General features: G+C 70.8%; 17 protein-coding genes. 10 read left to right on the top strand and 7 right to left on the bottom strand.

The features are described from left to right. Positions 1 to 171: 171 nt before the first annotated feature. Positions 172 to 2,574: an endopeptidase La gene (gene lon / locus ACFYMC_RS09815; RefSeq protein ID WP_388521510.1), complete on the top strand. Its 2,403-nt coding sequence runs from the start codon at positions 172 to 174 to the stop codon at positions 2,572 to 2,574. 134 nt (positions 2,575 to 2,708) lie between these two features. Beyond that, complete coding sequence (locus ACFYMC_RS09810) at positions 2,709 to 3,164, top strand: MarR family winged helix-turn-helix transcriptional regulator (RefSeq protein WP_388521508.1); 456 nt, start codon at positions 2,709 to 2,711, stop codon at positions 3,162 to 3,164. A gap of 106 nt (positions 3,165 to 3,270) precedes the next feature. Here the strand turns inward: ACFYMC_RS09810 and ACFYMC_RS09805 are convergent, their stop codons facing one another. Next, positions 3,271 to 4,050, bottom strand: a complete 780-nt coding sequence (locus ACFYMC_RS09805; protein ID WP_388521505.1) for a hypothetical protein — start codon at positions 4,048 to 4,050, stop codon at positions 3,271 to 3,273. A gap of 376 nt (positions 4,051 to 4,426) precedes the next feature. On the opposite strand from ACFYMC_RS09805, the gene ACFYMC_RS09800 reads away from it, so the two are divergent. From ACFYMC_RS09800 to ACFYMC_RS09780, 5 genes are all read left to right on the top strand, one after another. Continuing rightward, positions 4,427 to 7,390 carry a nitrate- and nitrite sensing domain-containing protein gene (locus ACFYMC_RS09800; protein WP_388521502.1) on the top strand — a complete coding sequence of 988 codons (2,964 nt, stop codon included), beginning with the start codon at positions 4,427 to 4,429 and terminating at the stop codon, positions 7,388 to 7,390. After that, a complete protein-coding gene (locus ACFYMC_RS09795) occupies positions 7,387 to 7,878 on the top strand; it encodes a roadblock/LC7 domain-containing protein (RefSeq protein ID WP_388521499.1) in 492 nt (163 codons plus the stop codon). The genes ACFYMC_RS09800 and ACFYMC_RS09795 overlap by 4 nt, the downstream gene beginning before the upstream one ends. A gap of 95 nt (positions 7,879 to 7,973) precedes the next feature. Further along, entirely contained in the window at positions 7,974 to 8,324 is a 351-nt protein-coding gene (locus ACFYMC_RS09790) for a DUF742 domain-containing protein (protein ID WP_388521830.1), read from the top strand. Continuing rightward, entirely contained in the window at positions 8,305 to 8,949 is a 645-nt protein-coding gene (locus tag ACFYMC_RS09785) for an ATP/GTP-binding protein (RefSeq protein WP_388521496.1), read from the top strand. Before ACFYMC_RS09790 ends, ACFYMC_RS09785 begins: the two co-directional genes overlap by 20 nt. 38 nt (positions 8,950 to 8,987) lie before the next feature. Beyond that, entirely contained in the window at positions 8,988 to 10,247 is a 1,260-nt protein-coding gene (locus ACFYMC_RS09780; protein ID WP_388521493.1) for a styrene monooxygenase/indole monooxygenase family protein, read from the top strand. Here the strand turns inward: ACFYMC_RS09780 and ACFYMC_RS09775 are convergent. The 4 genes from ACFYMC_RS09775 to ACFYMC_RS09760 all read right to left on the bottom strand — a co-directional run bounded on the left by ACFYMC_RS09775 (position 10,199) and on the right by ACFYMC_RS09760 (position 13,668). After that, complete coding sequence (locus tag ACFYMC_RS09775; RefSeq protein WP_388521491.1) at positions 10,199 to 11,440, bottom strand: NlpC/P60 family protein; 1,242 nt, start codon at positions 11,438 to 11,440, stop codon at positions 10,199 to 10,201. The two genes, ACFYMC_RS09780 and ACFYMC_RS09775, sit on opposite strands and share 49 nt — an antisense overlap. Before the next feature lie 220 nt (positions 11,441 to 11,660). Then, positions 11,661 to 11,945, bottom strand: a complete 285-nt coding sequence (locus ACFYMC_RS09770) for a hypothetical protein (RefSeq protein ID WP_388521488.1) — start codon at positions 11,943 to 11,945, stop codon at positions 11,661 to 11,663. 10 nt (positions 11,946 to 11,955) lie between these two features. After that, positions 11,956 to 12,690 carry a TetR/AcrR family transcriptional regulator gene (locus ACFYMC_RS09765; protein WP_388521485.1) on the bottom strand — a complete coding sequence of 245 codons (735 nt, stop codon included), beginning with the start codon at positions 12,688 to 12,690 and terminating at the stop codon, positions 11,956 to 11,958. 42 nt (positions 12,691 to 12,732) lie between these two features. Continuing rightward, positions 12,733 to 13,668, bottom strand: a complete 936-nt coding sequence (locus ACFYMC_RS09760; protein ID WP_388521482.1) for a diiron oxygenase — start codon at positions 13,666 to 13,668, stop codon at positions 12,733 to 12,735. 141 nt (positions 13,669 to 13,809) lie between these two features. On the opposite strand from ACFYMC_RS09760, the gene ACFYMC_RS09755 reads away from it, so the two are divergent. Then, positions 13,810 to 14,934 carry a ferritin-like domain-containing protein gene (locus ACFYMC_RS09755; protein ID WP_388521479.1) on the top strand — a complete coding sequence of 375 codons (1,125 nt, stop codon included), beginning with the start codon at positions 13,810 to 13,812 and terminating at the stop codon, positions 14,932 to 14,934. Positions 14,935 to 14,947: 13 nt separating this feature from the next. Here the strand turns inward: ACFYMC_RS09755 and ACFYMC_RS09750 are convergent, their stop codons facing one another. Continuing rightward, entirely contained in the window at positions 14,948 to 16,405 is a 1,458-nt protein-coding gene (locus ACFYMC_RS09750) for a penicillin-binding transpeptidase domain-containing protein (RefSeq protein WP_388521477.1), read from the bottom strand. Further along, positions 16,402 to 17,778, bottom strand: a complete 1,377-nt coding sequence (locus ACFYMC_RS09745; RefSeq protein WP_388521827.1) for an FtsW/RodA/SpoVE family cell cycle protein — start codon at positions 17,776 to 17,778, stop codon at positions 16,402 to 16,404. Before ACFYMC_RS09745 ends, ACFYMC_RS09750 begins: the two co-directional genes overlap by 4 nt. Positions 17,779 to 17,906: 128 nt before the next feature. Here ACFYMC_RS09745 and ACFYMC_RS09740 point away from each other — a divergent pair, with 128 nt between their 5' ends. Further along, complete coding sequence (locus ACFYMC_RS09740) at positions 17,907 to 18,413, top strand: DUF6325 family protein (protein WP_388521474.1); 507 nt, start codon at positions 17,907 to 17,909, stop codon at positions 18,411 to 18,413. Positions 18,414 to 18,416: 3 nt separating this feature from the next. Further along, positions 18,417 to 18,845 (top strand): hypothetical protein, encoded by a 429-nt coding sequence (locus ACFYMC_RS09735; protein ID WP_388521471.1) that lies wholly within the window; start codon positions 18,417 to 18,419, stop codon positions 18,843 to 18,845. The last annotated feature ends 40 nt before the right edge of the window (positions 18,846 to 18,885 follow it).

Here is an 18,885-nt window from a genome sequence, read left to right as displayed (position 1 = left end):
ATCCAACAGGAATGTGCAGCGTCAGGTGCAAGGCGAACTTGGAACGTGCAGGGTCCAGCCTCACACGACAGTGTTCACTGCTTCGCTCAGAGCGAAAGGCCCAGGGGGAACAATCCTCGACGCAGGTGCATTGAGCCGGTGTAGCTCAACTTGACTGCCGGAGGGAAGATCATGGCTTCGACGTCCGAAACGCTCACCCTGCCCGTCCTGCCGCTGGACGACGAGGTCGTCCTGCCCGGCATGGTGGTCCCCCTGGAGCTGTCCGATGCGGAAGTGCGGGCAGCGGTGGAGGCGGCACAGGCGGCGGTGACCGGGGCCGGCGGGAAACCGCAGGTGCTGCTGGTGCCCAGAGTGGACGGGACGTACGCGGCGACCGGCGTGCTCGCCGTCGTCGAGCAGGTCGGACGGCTGTCCGACGGCGACCCGGGTGCACTGGTGCGGGGCCGGGGGCGGGTGCGGATCGGAGCCGGCACCACCGGACCGGGCGCGGCGCTCTGGGTCGAGGGGGAGCGCGTCGACGAGGGGCTGCCGGGGGGTACCGCGCCGGGTGCCGTCGCCGAACTCGTCAAGGAGTACAAGGCGCTCGCCACCACCTGGCTCAAGAAGCGCGGAGCCTGGCAGGTGGTGGACCGGGTGCAGCAGATCGAGGACGTTTCGGCGCTCGCCGACAACTCCGGCTACTCACCCTTCCTGACCCTGGACCAGAAGATCGAACTGCTGGAGACCGCCGACCCGGTGGCCCGGCTGCGCCTGGCCATTCGGCTGCTCGGCGAGCATCTCGCCGAGCAGGACGTGGCCGAGTCCATCGCCAAGGACGTGCAGGAGGGTGTGGACAAGCAGCAGCGCGAGTTCCTGCTCCGCCGTCAGCTGGAGGCGGTGCGCAAGGAACTGCGTGAGTTGAACGGCGATGCCGAGGGCGAGGAGTCCGATGACTACCGGGCCCGGGTGGAAGCCGCCGACCTGCCGGAGAAGGTCCGGGAGGCCGCCCTGAAGGAAGTCGAGAAGCTGGAGCGTTCCAGCGACCAGTCCCCCGAGGGGTCCTGGATCCGCACCTGGCTCGACACGGTGCTGGAGCTGCCCTGGCGCGAGCACACCGAGGACCGCTACGACATCAGGGGGGCCCGGGCGGTGCTGGACGCCGAGCACGCGGGGCTGGACGACGTGAAGGACCGGATCACCGAGTACTTGGCGGTCCGCAAGCGCCGCGCCGACCGCGGGCTCGGGGTGGTCGGTGGCCGGCGCGGGGGTGCTGTGCTCGCGCTGATCGGCCCGCCAGGAGTCGGAAAGACTTCCCTGGGTGAATCCGTGGCGCACGCGATGGGGCGCAAGTTCGTACGGGTGGCCCTCGGCGGCGTGCGCGACGAGGCGGAGATCCGCGGCCACCGGCGCACCTACGTGGGCGCCCTGCCGGGCCGCATCGTGCGGGCCGTCAAGGAGGCCGGGTCGATGAACCCGGTGGTGCTGCTGGACGAGATCGACAAGGTTGGCTCCGATTTCCGCGGAGACCCGGCCGCAGCCCTGCTGGAAGTGCTCGACCCGGCTCAGAACCACACCTTCCGCGACCACTACCTGGAGGTCGAGCTGGACCTCAGCGATGTGGTCTTCCTCGCCACCGCCAACGTCCTGGAGGCCATCCCGGAGGCCCTGCTGGACCGCATGGAGCTCGTCCGGCTGGACGGTTACACCGAGGACGAGAAGGTGGTCATCGCCCGGGACCACCTGCTGCCCCGGCAGTTGGAGCGCTCGGGGCTGGCCTCGCAGGAGGTGCGGATCGAGGAGGGTGCGCTGCGCAGGCTGGCGGGCGAGTACACCCGTGAGGCGGGCGTGCGGACCCTGGAGCGGACGCTGGCGCGGCTGCTGCGCAAGATCGCCGCGCAACACGAACTGGGCGAGCGCAAGCTGCCGTTCACGGTCGGTCCCGAGGATCTGCGGGCACTGATCGGTCGCCCCCACCATGTTCCGGAGTCCGCGCAGGATCCGGCGGAACGCCGCACCGCGGTACCGGGCGTGGCCACCGGTCTGGCGGTGACGGGTGCCGGCGGTGACGTCCTGTTCGTGGAGGCTTCGCTAGCCGACCCGGAGACGGGCGCCGCGGGTCTGACCCTCACCGGTCAGCTCGGCGACGTGATGAAGGAGTCCGCGCAGATCGCCCTGAGCTTCCTGCGCTCGCACGGCGCCGAGCTGGAACTGCCGGTGGCCGACCTGAAGGACCGGGGTGTGCACATCCACTTCCCGGCGGGCGCGGTGCCCAAGGACGGGCCGAGTGCGGGGATCACCATGACCACCGCGCTGGCCTCCCTGCTCTCCGGGCGTCAGGTACGCACGGACGTGGCGATGACCGGCGAGGTCTCGTTGACCGGCCGGGTGCTGCCGATCGGCGGGGTCAAGCAGAAGCTGCTGGCCGCTCACCGGGCGGGCATCAGCACTGTGGTCATCCCGAAACGGAACGAGGCCGACCTCGACGATGTCCCGGCCGAGGTGCTGGAGAAGCTCCAGGTGCACCCGGTCACGGACGTCCGCCAGGTGCTGGAGCTGGCGTTGTCCCCGGCCGAGGCGCCGGCCATCGCTGCCTGAGGCCGCGGGCCCGCGTACCGCATCCGGCGTACGCGGGCCGGTCGGCCCCCGTCCCGGCAGTCCCGGTGCCGAGCACCCCGGCTGCGAAATACTGATTCCGTCACAGCGGTCGCCGACGGAAGAAGGCGCAGGGGATGGGAGTAGTCGTGCACGGGAGCGGAGACCAGGAGTTCCTCGCGCTGGAGCGGGAGCTGTCCGTCTTCCTCCGCCGGGCCCGCGCCTCCTCCGGGGAGATGGCCCGTGAGGTGCATCCGGATCTGGAAGCAGCCGCCTACAGTCTGTTGGCCCGGCTGGAGGAGGCGGGCCGGCAGCGGGCCACCGACCTCGCGGGCTACTTCGGAGTCGGCAAGGCCACCATGAGTCGTCAGCTGCACGCGCTGGAAGACCTGGGCCTGATCGCTCGGGAGCCTGATCCCGCCGACGGGCGGGCGTACCTGGTCGGACTCACCGAGGAGGGGCGGGAGCGGTTCTTGCGGGTGCGCAGCGCCCGCCGATCCCAGTACATGCGCAAGCTCGCCGACTGGGACCGGGTCGAGGTGGCGGAGCTCGCCAGGTTGCTCAACCAACTGAACCAGCACTACGTCGACTGACCGCCGCGCACTGGTCGCCCCGGTCCGCTTCAGTTCGGCGGTCGGCGCCGTGCGATCCACCGCGGCGACCCCCGCCCACCGCTCCTTCACGGCCGTCAAGGCGGTCTCACAGCTCCGCGTAGGCCGCCGTCGCGTCGTCGTGCACCTTCCCGCGCCGGGTGCGCCCGCACGGTTCGGCCCGCTCCAGCTCGCGGACCCGGGCCAGTAGGCCTTGGGGGCCCTCCGTCCGTAGTACGTCCATGCAGTCGACCCAGTCGCCGGCTGCGAAGGCGTCCCTCCAGCGGCTCGCGCCGTCCGTGAGTGCGGCCAGGGCCTGGACCTCGGCGCGGGGAACCTCGCCGGTCACGGCGCGCTCGGACACCGCCGGGTCCGCGGCTGCGGTGAAGAACCCGCCGTCCGCGTTGCGCAACGCGTCGGTGGCGGCGACGGAGCTGCGCACCCCGGGCGGCAGTCGGTCCAGACTGTCGTCCCGTACCGCGCGTACACCTCCCGCGGGGGTGCGCAGGAGGAGGACCGAATCGGACAGGACGAGGTACTCGACACGGCTGCGGTCCCACCGCGCCAGGACCACGGTCGCCTGTGGCGTGCGCACGTGAGAAAGGTCACAGGTTTGACGGTGGGAATCGGCCGTGTCGGAAATCGAGTCCGAAAGGATCTCGCCAAGCGTCAGATCCCGTCTCGAAGCCGACAGTTCGACCAATCTTCCGCCAAGTCGTGCCACGAACCAGGGCACGCCGTGGGAGCAGCCGGTGCCCGAGCGCGGTGGGGTCACACCGTCCAGGGCGACCAGTGCGCCACCGGACCCCGAGGCCGGCAGGCAGGCGCCGAGCCAGTCCTCATTGGGGTGTTCGGGATCGCCGGGGATCGTTGCGAGCGCCAGGTTCATGCGTCCATCCTGCGACCAGCGGGAGCTCGCGGCCCTCGACCCGCCCACCGTCCGGTGGCCCGCCCGCCCGCCGCCAGCGCCCGTCGGCAACGGCGGAATTCCATGGTCCGCCAGGATGCGGGCGGGCATCCTGCCAAAGCCCCCGGCGATGTTTCAACCGCTCGTCCAAGCGGTGGGCTCGCCGGAGCTACCGCCGAGTTGTTCGCCAACTCCTCCGTGATGTTCACTCGTTCGGGTGGCCAGGCGGGCCGATGCGCGTCGCCCTCCCAAACGCAGCTGGAATGGTCTGGAGCCATACGAGGGGTGGGGGCGTTTACTTGTTGACCGGCCGTCACCTCGGCCTCATGCGTAGACGAGTACAAGATTGCGAGCACCGGTGCGAAACAAGCGGTCTCGGGACAACGGCCACGGCACGGCAGCAGGAACAAGCGCGGGCTCGGTCGCGGCAGGGGCCGACACCGAGGGGCGCAGGGTCCGGGTGCGCAGCCGGCTGATCATCGCTGTCGCCGTCGTCGGACTCACTGTCATCGGCGCGGGTACCCCCGCCGTTCTCTCCGCCTCCGCGGACCTGCACGAGTCCCAGCGGCTGGTCACCCTTGCCGACCAGGGTCGCCAGACCGTCACGCTCGCGCACGCACTCGCCGACGAGCGTGACCAGGTGACGGCGTTCGTCGCCGCAGGTCGCCGGGCCAAGGAGAAGTCCGCCGTCCGGGAGCTCGGAGCCCGGGTGGATCGTCAGATCAGCGAGATCGCCTCGGAAGCCGGCCCCGACCTCAGGCGCGACCTCGACCGCGTGCCGGCCGTGCGCACCGCTGCCGTCGGGGGCAAGGAGTCAGCGCTCGCCGCCCACCGCGCCTACTCCGAGGTCATCGCGGCACTCCTCAGCCTCGCTGACGACCTCGCCGCCAAAACTCCCCCCCGGGCCGATGCCGCACTAGGTGTGAGCCGCGCTCTCGATCCGCTGGGCCAGGCCTCCGAACAGGCCTCGGCCACCCGTGGACTGCTGCTCGCCGCCCTGGCCGTCCCCAGCGGCGAGCAGCTCCCCGACGTCTACAACCCGGTCACCGGTCGCTACGAGGAAGCGGGGCCGAACCGTGAGGACCGTACCCGCGGCGAACTGACCGCGGCCGGGCAGCGCTCCCGGGTCCGGGAGCAGGCCGCCCTCGCCGACTTCGAGCAGTCCGCGCCCCCCGAGTTGCAGGAGAACCTGGACGCCACCGTCACCGGTCCGGAGGTGAAGGCGGCCGAGGGATTCCTCGGCAAGCTCACCGACTCCGCCGAACTGTCGGACTCCGACCGGGAACTCGACGTGGAAGCGGTGGCCGCGGCCTTGACGGCACGCATCGACCGGCTGCGTTCCGTGGAGTCCAGCCTCAGCGCGGAGCGGGCCACCGCCCTGTCCCAGCTGCGTGACGAGGACGTCACGGCGCTGGAGATCCTGGTCGTCCTCATCGGTGTCTGCCTGCTCCTGGCGGTGGGCGTCGCCACCGCGGTGGCGCGCACGCTGACCCGGCCGCTGGCGGTCCTGCGACTTGGGGCGGGCCGACTGGCCCAGGATCCTGGCGCCGAGCCGGTGCGGTTCACCGGACGCAACGACGAGTTCGCTGACGTCGTACGGCACCTCAACACCCTCAACGCCCATGCCGGCCAGATGCACGGCCGGATCGACGGGCTGGACGCCGACCGTCGCGCACTGGTCGAGCGCAACGAGGAGCTGATGGTTCAGCTCGCTCAGCGCGCCGAGGAACTGGACGCCCTCCGAAGCAGCCTGGACGCGCACCGCAAGGTGCTGGGCACCACCTCCGTCAGCCTGTCGCTGCGCACCCTGGGGCTCGTCGAGCGCCAACTTGCGGTCATCGAGCAGATGGAGGCCAAGGAGCAGGACCCGGACCGACTGGCGACCCTCTTCAAGCTCGACCACCTGGCGACGGTCATGCGTCGCCACAACGAGAACCTGCTCGTGCTCTCCGGCACCGAACACGGCTCCGGCCATGCCGGGCCCGTGCCGCTCGTCGACGTGATGCGGGCCGCGATCAGCGAGATCGAACGCTATGAGCGGGTGGAGTTGCAGTCCCTGCCCCCGCACAGCCAGGTCGCCGGCCACGCCGCCGATGACGTCTCCCACATCGTGGCCGAGCTCCTGGAGAACGCCACCACGTTCTCGCCACCGGATGCCCGGGTCCGACTGTCCGGATGGATGCTCGACGGCGGGGAGATCGTCCTGTCGGTGACCGACGAGGGCATCGGCGTCACCCCCGACCGCCTGCAGGAGCTCAACGAACGGCTCGCCGACCCGGACTCCTTCGAACACGAGGAAGACGCCGGGCAGCAGGCACGCGGCCTCGGCCTGTACGTCGCCGCCCGCCTCGCCGCCCGGCACGGTGCGCGCGCCGAGCTGCGCGCCCACCACCCGAGCGGCATCGCCGCCTCGGTGGTCGTACCGGCGGCCCTGCTGCCGACCGTGCCGCCGGCCGTGCCGGAGCATGCCGTCGCTGCCCCCGGGGCCCCGGAGCTGCACCTGCCGGGCTCGATAGCGGAGGCCAACTCCAATGCGCTGCCGCCCCGGCAGCGGCCCGATGCCGATCCCGTCATCGAGCTCGCAGAGCGGGCGCTGGCCGAGGCGGGGGCGACCGCGGACCCTCGGACCGCGCCGACCGAGGCCCCCCAGGTGCAGCCGGTCGCGCACTCATCCGAGCCGCCGGCCGCGGCCGGGGACGCCGCCGGGGCCACGGATTCGGTGCCCGTCGGGTACGGGCCGTCGGACCACGCACCGACGGCGGCCAGTGCCGCGGACGTGGTGGTCGAGCCCCGGGACGGCGCGGGAATCGAGCCCGACGCCTGGTTGATTGCCGCGCCCGAAGCAGTGCCCGAACCCGCATCACAGGCCCCGTCCGAGGTGCCCGCGACGGACGCAGACGTGCCGACCTGGCACAGCGCCGAGCACACCCACTCGGCCGCGCAGGACATGGTCGAGGCGGCTCCGGCCCACGGTGAGCAGGAGAACGACGAGCGCACGCTGGATCTGCCCCGACCCGTCGTGACCGAAAAGGGCCTGCCCAAGCGGACCCCCCGGGTGGTCGCCCAGGCTGCCGAGCCGGTCCACTCCGGCGGCTCGCGGGTGGACGCGGAGGAACTCCGGCGCCGCCTGGGCGGTTTCTACCAGGGGTCCCGCGACGGGCGCCGGGTCGTGGACGCGGAACTCGCTGACCGCGCCGCCGACACCAACGCCGGACCTCAGGCGGCGGAGCACGCCCGCGCCGCCGGTACGCACACACACGGACACGCCCCCGCCCGGGCGTGGGGGGACGAGGGGGACACCGTCGAGGAGGCACGCACGTGACCGCGCCCAGTACGTACGGACTGAGCACCCAGGCCCGCAACTTGCAGTGGCTGCTGACCGACCTGGTGGGGGAGGTGCCCGGCCTGCTGTCCGTCGCCGTCGTTTCGTCCGACGGGCTGCTGCTGCTCTCCTCCGACCCGGCGCGGCAGCGCGAGCAGGCCGAACCCAGAACCCAGAAGGGCCCCCGCGGAGCCAGCGCGGACCTCGCCACCATCGTGTCCGGCCTCGGCAGCCTGACCATCGGCGCGGCCCAGCTGATGGACGCCGGTTCGGTGAAGCAGACCATGGTGTCCATGGAGAACGGCAGCGTGTTCGTCACCTCGATCAGTGACGGCTCCCTGTTGGGCGTACACGCCACTGCGGACTGCGACATGAGCGTGGTCGCCTACCACATGGCCTTGTTCGTGGGACGGGCCGGACATGTCCTGACCCCGGAAGTCCGCAGCGAGCTGCGCCAGTCACGTCAGTCGATGGAGAGAGCCACGTGAGGACCGGTACGCCGGGGAGCACGTCCCCCGGAAGCAAGGCACCCGGCAGTACCAGCCCCGGTAGTTCCCTCGCCGCAGCCGGTCCGGTCGGCAGGTTGCCGGTCCGCGGAGCGGACCGCCGTCCCGCGCGGGTCCGCCCGTACTCACTCACCGGCGGTCGCACCCGCTTCGGCCACGTCCTTCTCGTCGAGAGCTTCGTCGCCGCCCTCGACGCCGCACCGGCACCCTCCGGACCCGAGATGCGGGCCATCGTTGAGGTGTGCCGCCGGATGCGCACGGTCGCCGAGATAGCAGCGCTGCTGAAGCTGCCGCTCGGCGTGGTTCGGGTACTCCTCAGCGACCTCGCCGACCAGGGAAAGATCCGCGTGTACGGGACGGGACACGGCACCGGCCGCCCCGATCGCGCGCTGCTCGAAAGGGTGCTGAATGGACTCCGCCGTCTCTGACGCCACGGACATGCTCGTGACGGACCGCCCTGCCGAAACGGAGGAGAACCTACAGGCCTGGCAGACCGACCGCACCCGTGCGCCCATAGCCGTCAAGGTCTTGGTGGCGGGCGGCTTCGGGGTGGGCAAGTCCACCTTCGTCGGTTCGGTTTCGGAGATCACGCCCTTGCGTACCGAGGCGTTGATGACCGAGGCCAGCGAGTCGACGGACGATCTGACCGCGACCCCGCAGAAGAACACCACCACCGTGGCCATGGACTTCGGGCGGATCACCCTTGAGGACGACCTGGTCCTCTACGTCTACGGCACCCCCGGTCAAAAGCGCTTCTGGTTCATGTGGGACGACCTGGTGCGGGGGGCGCTCGGTGGCGTCGTCATGGCCGACACCCGGCGCTTGCCCGACTGTTTTCCGGCCCTGGACTACTTCGAGAGCTGCGGTCTGCCCTATCTGGTCGCGGTCAACCACTTCGAGGGCACGCCGTCCTACGAACCCGACGACGTCCGTGAGGCGTTGACGATACCGCCGCACGTGCCGGTCGTGATCATGGATGCCCGCCGGCGGGTCACGGTGGTGGAATCGCTGCTCGGGCTCGTGCGCCACGCCCTCGACGAGACACCTGAATAGCCCCTCGTTACCCCCACTCGCGTGAAACGGATGTCGCCATGCGGAAGATACTCATCGTTGGGGCCGGCCAGTCCGGACTCCAACTCGCCCTCGGACTCCAGTCGAAGGGGTACGAGGTCACCTTGATGTCCAACCGCACGGCAGACGAGATCCGCTCGGGCCGGGTCATGTCCACCCAGTGCATGTTCCACACCGCCCTCCAGCACGAGCGTGACCTCGAACTCGCCTTCTGGGAGGGCCAGGCGCCGCGCATCGAAGGCCTCGGCGTCTCCGTCGCCGCCCCCGACTCCTCCCGCGCCGTCGACTGGGTGGGCAAGCTCAAGGGGTACGCGCAGTCCGTGGACCAGCGGATGAAGATGTCCGGTTGGCTCGACACCTTCGTCCAGCGCGGCGGGCAGTTGGTCATCCACGGCGCCAGCGTCTCCGACCTGGACTTCTTCGCCCGCACCTATGACCTGGTGCTGGTCGCGGCCGGCAAGGGCGAGCTGGTCTCCATGTTCGGCCGGGACGCCTCACGCTCCCCGTACGACACCCCCCAGCGTTCGCTGGCGGTCTCCTACGTCCACGGGCTGGGGCCGCGCCCGGAGCACCCCGACTTCGACGCGGTCCGCTGCAACCTGGTCCCGGGCGTGGGCGAACTCTTCGTGATGCCGACCCTGACCCTTTCGGGGCGTGCCGACATCCTGTTCTGGGAGGGCGTTCCCGGCGGACCGCTGGATGTGTTCCAGGGGGTCAAGGACCCCGCCGAGCATCTGGCACTGACCCTGGAACTGATGGAGAAGTTCACGCCCTGGGAGTACGCGCGCGCCACCAAGGTCGAGCTGACCGACGCCGGCGGCACCCTGGCGGGCCGTTACCCGCCGGTGGTGCGCAATCCCATCGGACGGCTCCCCGGCGGCGGCCTCGTCCTCGGTGTGGCGGACGTGGTGGTGGCCAACGACCCGATCACCGGGCAGGGTTCCAACACGGCCGCCAAGTGCGCCGCCTCCTACCTGTCCTCCATCCTCCTGCACGGTGACAAGCCGTTCGACGAGGCATGGATGCGGGCCACCTTCGACCGCTTCTGGTTCGCCACCGGCAAGCCGGTCACCCAGTGGACCAACGCGATGCTGGGTGTCCCTCCCGAGCACGTCCTGAACCTGATCGGCGCGGCCGGTCAGCTCCAGCCGGTAGCCGACCGGTTCGCCGGAGGCTTCGACGACCCCGCCGACTTCGAGGACTACTTCTACGACCCGCAGGAGGCCGAGGCCTATCTGGCCGAGGTCACTGCCTCGCTCGGCGCCGAAGCCGAGGCGTAGCCGGAATCGCTCCCCGCCGTCGCCGCCTCGGTTAGTGACGGCGGGGCGTATCTGGTCAGTGGGGCGCCGGTGGGATCCGGCCGGACCGCTCCGAGCAGTGGGTTCGCGGCGATGGGGGAGACCTTGACCCGCGCGCCCGGACGCGGGGCGTGCACGACCATACCGCCGCCGAGGTAGAGCGCCACGTGGGTGGCTTCGGGGAAGTACAGCACCAGGTCCCCGGGGCGCAGTTCCTCCAACGGGACCCGTTCCAGCCTCGCCCACTGCTCCTGGCTGGTGCGCGGGATGGCCCGCCCGGCATGTGCCCAGGCCTGAGAGGTGAGCCCCGAGCAGTCGAAGGAGCCGGGCCCTTCCGCGCCCCAGACGTAGGGCTTGCCGAGCTGTTCCACCGCGTAGTCGACTGCCTCCCCACCGGCCGCGCTGGGGGTCCTGGTGGCCGCGGCGCCCGGGGCGCCGAGCCGCCCGGAGTCGAGGAGGGCGCGCTGGGCCTGATCGGCGTCGGCTTCCTCGCGGGTGGCGAGCCGGGCGAGTTGGTCGGCGGTCAGCGAGGCCAACAACTCCTCCACCCGACGCAGCCGGGCCTGGGCTTCGTCCCGGCGTCGTTGTCGTTCCTCGGTGAGCTGCTGACGCGTGTCGAGCGCCTTTCGGGCTTCGGTGGCCAGATGGTCCGCCCGCTTCTCGGCAGCGGTGAGTCTGGCCAAGGCCGCCGCTCGGCGGCTTGCCTCACGCCGCATCATCTGGCGCTCTTCCCCGGCCCTTTGCAGGTCCCCGGTCAGCAGGAAGCGCACGTAGGGGGAGAAGGCGCTGGTGCCGCCCTGGTACTGGGCGCGGGCCAACCGGCCGGCGGTGTCCCGGCCGGCGCTGAGTGCGTTGCGGGCGGTCACCAGATCGGTGCTGAGCCGCTCTTCCTCTTCTTGGCGCGCGCGTAGCTCCGTTTCGGCCGCGTTGAACGCCTCTGCGGCCTCCTCGGCTTGCCGGTAGCGCGTCTTCAGCTCGCCGAGCAGCTCCGTCACCGAGGAGTCGGCGGGAGCGGCCTGGGCCCCCGTGGCGGGTTCCGCCGCGGGGTCGGCGGGCACCGGACTGCGTGCGGTTTTGTTGGGGTCGGCCGCCGCGAGCGGAAGCGGGGTCGCTGCCAGCAGGGCGAGGCTCGCCGTCGCGGCCACGCAGGCCGATCGGAGTGTCCTTCCTGACATGTGCTCACCTCCAGAACCGGGATGGTGGCATGCGAAGTATGACAATTGGGCCACGCCGGGTCGGGAGGGGCGTCGCTCTCACCCGGGTGGGGGAGGCCTCCGGGGCCGTCCCGTCGTCTCCACCGGCCACGCGTCGCCACCGCGGCTCCCGGCCGCAGCGCTGGCGACGCGCCCCGACCGGGGGTCGTGTGTGGATCCGCCGGAGTCTTCGGGACGGCACTCAGGAAGCGGGGGACGTCGGCCCTGGTTTGTTCCAGGGCCACTTCGGGCCGCTGCGGGGCGCGCCTTGCGGGTCGTAGGTGTAAACCCAGCCCTTGGGTAGGCGTAGCCGTTTGGAGAACCCGGCTGGAACGCGGCGGTAGACGTGGCGGACGGGGGCGCCTCCGTCAGGCTCGGGCACCGGCACCACGTACACCTTCGGCGGGTGCCCGGTGGGGCCGAGGAGGACCGAAAGGACCTCCCCGTCCAGGGGGCCGCCGATGAACTGCATGTTCTCGCTTCTCACCCGGACAGTGTCACAGCAGGTGGGTCGCGTCGGACAGGACGGGCCCCAGCCGGCGCGCCAGTGTCCCCACCGGCCCCCGATCGCTCTCCAGTGCCAGCGCCCTACGGGCCGCTTCGGCTGTTTGGGGGTCGGTCGCCGCGGTGGCGGCGAGGAGCGCGAGGAAGTGGTCAACGAGCCAGTCCCGGAGTTCTTCCACTGCGGGCTGCTTGCCTTCGTCCAGCCAGATCAGTGAGGCCGCCTCGACTGCGGCGATCCAGGTGCGGACCATCATCCGCAGGCGCGCGCGGGGTTGCTCCACCTGGAGGTGCATCAGGACCTGACCGGCCGCCCGGCGCCGGACCTCGTCCACGGTCGCGGTGGTCCGGGAGGTCTCCGCCACGCTGCCCCCCTGGAGCAGGGCGCTGAAGCCGGTGCCGTGTCCGTCGACGAAGGCCAGGTAGCGGTCCAGTGCGCGGGAAAGTCGCCTCGTCAGCGGTCCCTGCTGGGGTTCGGCGAAGCACAGCAGTAGTTCGTCGGCCGCCGAGCGCAGGGCGGCTTCGTAGAGCTGCTGCTTCCCGCCGGGGAAGTAGCGGTAGACCAGCGGCCGGGAGACCCCGGCCGCTTCGGCCACGTCGTCCAGGGAGACGTCCTTGGGTGCACGGACCGCGAAGAGCGCGAGGGCCGCGTCGAGCAGCTGGGTGCGGCGTTCCTCCACGCTCATGCGGCGGTACGCGCGGGCGGTGGCCGCCGCTTCGGTGCGGGTCATACCGGCAGCGTATCGGCCGGCGGTCGGGTGTGGGCCGGGCGCTCAGGCCAGCAGGCCCGAGCTCTTCCACAGTCGTCGGCCGACTCCGCGCAGCACCCCGATGTCGTCGAGGAAGTCGGTGAGACGCTTGGCGCCGCTCTGCATCACCTCGCGCCGGTGCCCGCTCGCCCTGACCTGTGCCACGGCCTCGCGCCGGTCCAGGCCGACGTTCTCGTACACCTGGGGGTTGACGAAGGCGACGGAGAAGACCCGGGCGGCTTCACCGCAGCTGATCCGGGTGAGTTCCTGTTCCCAGCGCGGCGCCGTCACCATCTGGCGGCGCAGTTCCTCGCGGGCGTAGCGGACGTGGCGCGCCTCCTCGATCACGTGGATGCGGGTGACTCCGCGGACCAGCGGCTGGACCCGCTCGTCGGGGAAGGTGAGGCGTTGCATCCAGTCGAGGATCTCCTCGCCCAGCAGGGTGCACGCGAAGGAGCCCGGAGTGGTGGAGACGGTCTTCAGTATGCGGGCGAGGTTGTGGTTGAGCTTGGAGACCGGGTAGGCGGGGGCGCCGCCGTGTTCGATCATCCGGGCGAACATCATCGAGTGCCGGCACTCGTCGGCTATCTCGGTGAGTGCGTAGCGCACGTGCTGACTGGTCAACGACTTGTCGTAGATGTGACGGACCAGCAACTGCATCAGGATGATCTCGAACCAGATGCCGAGGGAGGCCAGGGAGGCCGCCTCGTGACGGGCCAGCTGCATCTGCTGCTCTTCGGACATCTTCCGCCAGAGCGGGGTGTCGTAGAGGGAGACCAGCTCCGGCGGCCAATACCATTTCCCGTCCTCGGCGGGGGCTGCCCAGTCGAGCTCCTGATCGGGGTCGAAGGAGTGTTTGGCGGAGGACTCCAACAGCCGCTCGGCGACCTGTTCGCGGTCCTTGAGCAGGCCGAGCGCGTCCCTGAGCATCGCGTCGCGATGGGTCGTCACGGTGGTCATGGCTCTTATAAGACTCCTTGTCAGTAAGGTCGTCAATCCCCTGCGCGTGACTTGTTGACCCGATGTCTACCAACGTGTGAACCTGCCGACAGTCCGCGAACTCTCCACATCCGTAAGGAAATCCACTGCGAGGGGGCGTCAATGTCGACGCACGAGCTCTACACCGGTGATCCGGAAGACAGTCACTGGAGCGTGCCCGCCTCGGGCGCGGCCCGCTTCAGCTGGGAGTACGACGACGGCCGCGAGAGGCTCCTTGCCCTCTACCAGAAGGGCAAGGACAAGCAGTGGGACGGAGCCAAGCGCATCGACTGGGACCTCCAGGTGGACCCCTATGACGCGCTCGGCACGCCGGACGAGGCCATGACCCTCTACGGGACCCGTCACTGGGCCAAGCTCACCGACCGAGACAAGGGCGAACTCCGGCGGCACTACACCTCCTGGCAGTTCAGCCAGTTCCTCCACGGTGAGCAGGGCGCCATGGTGTGCGCGGCGCGCATCGTGGAATCCGTACCGGACCTCGACGCCAAGTTCTATTCGGCCACCCAGACCATGGACGAGGCCCGGCACGCGGAGATCTACTCGCGCTTCCTGCACGAGAAGATCGGCATGCTCTACCCGATCAACGACAACCTCCAGGGGCTGCTCGGCGACACCCTGCGCGACTCCCGCTGGGACATGCCCTACCTGGGAATGCAGGTCCTCATCGAAGGGCTCGCACTGGCCGCCTTCGGGATGATCCGCGATAGCACCAACAAGCCGCTGCCCCAGCAGATCCTCGCCTACGTCATGCAGGACGAGGCCCGGCACGTGGCCTTCGGGCGGATGGCCCTGCGCGACTACTACAAGCAGTTGACCGACGCCGAACTGCGCGAGCGGGAGGAGTTCGTCATCGAGGGCTGCTACCTGATGAGGGACCGGCTGCGCGGGGTGGAGGTACTGGAGAACTTCGGCATCGGTCGCGAGGAGGCCGCCCGGATCTCGGAGGACTCCGAGTTCCTGCACCTCTTCCGCAAGTTGCTCTTCAGCCGGATCGTGCCCTGTGTCAAGGACATCGGACTGTGGGGCGAACGCCTTCAGAAGGCCTACCTGGACATGGGCGTGTTCGACATGGGTGACTCGAACCTGGACCTGCTGATGTCGCAGGACGAGGAGATCGCCGAGCGGCTGGACGCGGAGCGCTTCGCCGCCGAGGAGGGCGAGCGGGTGGCCGAGGTGACCGAGGCCATCGCCCAGGGTGCCGCGGGAACCCCGGGCGACGGGACCTGAGGCGCGGCGAACGTCAGCCGGACAGTGCGGCCTCCAGTACCGCCCGGGCGATCGGTGCCGCGCTGTCGTTGCCGCTGATGTCGGCCCGCACGGCCCGGGAGTCCTCAACGACCACCGCCACCGCCGCCGCCGGCACCGCGGAGTCCTCGGCCTGCGCCCAGGCGATGAACCACGCGTAGGGCGTGCCGGTGTTGCCCACGCCGTGCTGGGCGGTGCCCGTCTTGCCGCCCACCACGGCTCCGGGGATGGCCGCGTTGCGTCCGGTGCCCTCCTCGACCACCTTCACCATCAGTCGTTGCAGACGCAGTGCGGTGGAAGGCTTCATGGCCTGGTGCAGGGTGCGCTGACGGCCGTGCCGCAGGGTATGTCCGAGCGCGTCGGTGGTGCGGTCCACCAGATACGGGTACTTCAGGGTGCCCCCGTTGGCCACCGCGGCGGCGACCATCGCCATCTGGAGCGGGGTCGCCTTGGTGTTGAACTGTCCGATCGAGGAGAGTGCCAGCTGATCGCGGCTCATGTCGGTGTCGAAGTTGCTCCGTGTCACCCAGGAGGGCACCCGCAGTCCGTCGTCGTTGAACCCGAACCGTTCGGCGGCCTCGGTCATGCCCTTGAGTCCGATGGCCACCCCGATGTCCGCCATCACCGTATTGCAGGACCACTCGATGGCCTCCGCCATGGAGGCGTGCCCGCAGCCCTTGGCCGCGTTGGGCAGCCGAGTCCGGGTGCCGGGCAGGAGGTACGGGTCCGGGGTGCGGGTCGGGGCGTCGACATCCGTGACCACGCCGGCGTCCAGGGCCGCCGCGGCGGTCACGATCTTGAAGGTGGAGCCGGGCGGGTAGCTCTCGCGGATCGCCCGGTTCAGCATCGGACGGGTGGGGTCGGCGTTCAGCCGCTCCCAGGCCTCGGTCACGGTGCGGCCGTTGCCGGAGAGCACCCCCGGATCGTAGGAGGGGCTGCTGACCAACGCCAGGATGCGTCCGGTCGCCGGTTCGATCGCGGCCACCGCCCCGCGCTTGCCGTCCAACCCCGCGTAGGCGGCCTCTTGCATGGCGGCCCGGATGGTGGTCGCGGCGCCGCCGCCTGCTGGTCTGGTCCGTGCGAGCTCGTGCCAGAAGGGGAGGGTGCGCAGGCCGGGGTCCTCGCCGGCCAGTAGCGCGTCCTCGGCGCGTTCCACGAAACTGGTGCCGTACTTCTGCGAGGCGAACCCGGTCACGGGTGCGTAGAGCGGCCCGTTGAGGTACGTGCGCTCGTAGCGCAACTGTTCCTTGGTGTCCCGGGAGCCGGTCACCGGGCGGGCGTCCACCAAGATGGCGCCGCGCGGTTGGGCGTAACGGGCGATGGCCGCCCGGCGGTTGGCCGGATTCGAGGCGAGTTCGTCGGCCCGTGACAACTGGAGCCGTGCGGTGTGGACGAGGAGGGTGGCCAGGAGGACCACGCAGGCCACGGCGGCCCAGCGGATGTAACGGATCACGAGGAGCCGCCTTCTGAGGGGTGCTCGGGCGGCACCTGGGGCTGGGGACGGCGGGCGCAGTCACTGATCCGAACCAGCAGGGCGATGATGACCCAGTTGGTGACCACGGAGGAGCCGCCCTGGGCGAGGAAGGGCATCGCCATCCCGGTGAGCGGGATCAGACCGGTCACGCCACCGGCGATCACGAACACCTGGAGGGCGAGGACGGCCGCGAGTCCGGCGGCCAACAGGCGGCCGAACCGGTCCCGCAGCGCCAGGCCGGCGTGGAAGCCGCGAACGGCCAGCAGTGCGTACAGCACCAGGAGGGCGCTCAGCCCGGCGAGCCCCAGTTCTTCGCCCGCCGTGGCCAGGATGAAGTCGGACTTGGCGGCGAAGCCGATGAGTGTGGAGTCGCCCCGGCCGAGCCCGGAGCCGAGCAACTCGCCGGCGCCGAAGGCGAAGAGGGACTGGGCCAGCTGGCCCGGACCGAGACCGGCTTCGATGGAGGCGAACGGGTTCAGCCATTCCGTCACCCGGCTGTTGACATGGGGCTCAAGGGAGGCGACGGCGTAGAGGCCGGCGCCGGTGAGTGCCAGGCCGATGGCGATCCAGGTGTGCCGGCCGGTCGCCACGTACAGCATGGTGAGGAACAGTCCGAAGAAGAGCAGTGAGGTGCCGAGGTCCCGTTCCAGGACCAGTACGCCGACGCTCAGGAGCCAGATCGTCAGGACCGGCCCCAGGGCACGGCCCGTGGGCAGCTGGAACCGCCAGATGCGCCGACCGGTGTAGGTGAGTGCGTTGTGGTTGGCGGCGAGGTAGGCGGCGAAGAAGACAGCCAGCAGGATCTTCGCGAACTCGCCCGGTTGGAAGGAGAGTCCGGCCAGTCTGATCCAGATGTGGGCCCCGTTGACGGGGGGGAACAGGATCGGGACGGTCATCAGGAGCAGGGCCGTGACCATCGAGACGTAGGCGTAGCGCTGGAGCACGCGGTGGTCGCGCAGCAGCAGCACGGCCGCGATGAACAGGGCGGCCCCGAGCGCCGACCACACGAGTTGGCCGGGCGCGCCGGGGGTCTGCGGGGTTTCCTGGTCGAGACGGTGGATCAGTACCAGGCCGAGGCCGTTGAGGAGGACCGCCACGGGCAGGAGGAGCGGATCGGCGTACGGGGCGAAGAAGCGGACCGCGAGGTGGGCGGCGAGTGCGAGGGCGCCTAAGCCGGCGGTGTAGCGGGCGGTGTCGGCGGGGGCGGAGCCGTGGGTGACCAGGCCGACGTAGAGGTAGCCGAAGACCGGGATGAGGACGGCGGCCGTCAGCAGGAGCAGCTCCACGCCCCGGCGCTTGGGCAGATGCAGCGCGGGTGGTGGGGCGTCGGCCGCCGCCGTCTTCGCCGTCATCGCCGTCACCCCCGCAACGTAGCAAGCGGCTGGGCGCTATCTCACTATATGTCGTAGTGTGCCGAAGAATCGTACGTTTGGATGCTGGGTGGCGTGGACGGCGGCGGGGCCGTGGTGAGGAGCGGGAAATGGGTCCGGTGGAGTACCTGGTCCTGGCCTTCCCGGAGGAGCAGCTGAGGGTCCAGGCGGTGACGGCCGTCCTCGGGTTGCGCAAGACCGGGAACGTGCGGCTGATCGACGCGCTGGTGATGACCAAGACCGCGGCCGGTGAGGTGCTGGCCGCCGAGCTGGACGAGTTCCACGAGCTGCGCGGCCTGGTCGCAGGCCGTGAGGCCGCGCCCCTGCTCGGGCCCGAGGACGTCACGGAGACCGCGGAGCTGCTCTCGCGCGGCAGCTGTGCCCTGCTGCTCCTCCTTGAACACGTATGGGCCGAGGACGCCGCAGTGGCGGTCCGGGCGGCCGGCGGCAGGGTGGCCGCCTCGGTGCGGATCCCCGCCGACCGCCTGGAACAGGTGCGGGTGGCCCGGGGCATCCCCCTCCCGCCGGACCCGCACGCACCCACTCCCGAACCCGAGCCGGAGTTCCCGCTGGAGGGCACGGCCGGCTTCGATGGCGACCGCTCCGAGGAGGACTGAGGCATGTTCATCCGTCCCGTCCGTTCCACCGCCCGCCCGGTCGCCCGCCCGCCCGGCTCGCCGCTGCTGCGGGGCTTGTTGCGCACGGGTGTGTACGTCTGGGGCGGCGGGGGTGAGCATCGCGCCCCGGCGGACCCCAGCGACGCTCCCGCACCCCCGGTGGCGCCGGTGGTGACCGCAACCTCCGAGCCCTGGCCCACCTGGCCGCCCCGGGGTGCTGGATCGCGGCCCGCGGGCCACCTGGAGGCCTGGCCGATCGACCCGGCCGCCCCCGGGCATACCCGGCCGGTGGCCCCGCCGATCTCCGCGTCGGGCTCCGGCGCAGGGCTCGCCGGTGAGCTGGAGCGCCTCGCGGCCCTGTCGCGTGCCGGACTGCTGACCCCGCAGGAGTTCTCCGCCGCCAAGGCGCGTGTCCTGAGGGGGCAGGGGTGAGGTGCCGGCTGTCCGGCCGTCGCTCTGAGGGCTGTCCGCG

Source organism: Streptomyces sp. NPDC006879, from assembly GCF_042869595.1.
In the GTDB taxonomy this organism is placed as follows: Bacteria; Actinomycetota; Actinomycetes; order Streptomycetales; family Streptomycetaceae; genus Streptomyces.
Note: the sequence above shows the minus strand (reverse complement) of the source record. Positions and strands in the feature narration are given on the sequence as shown.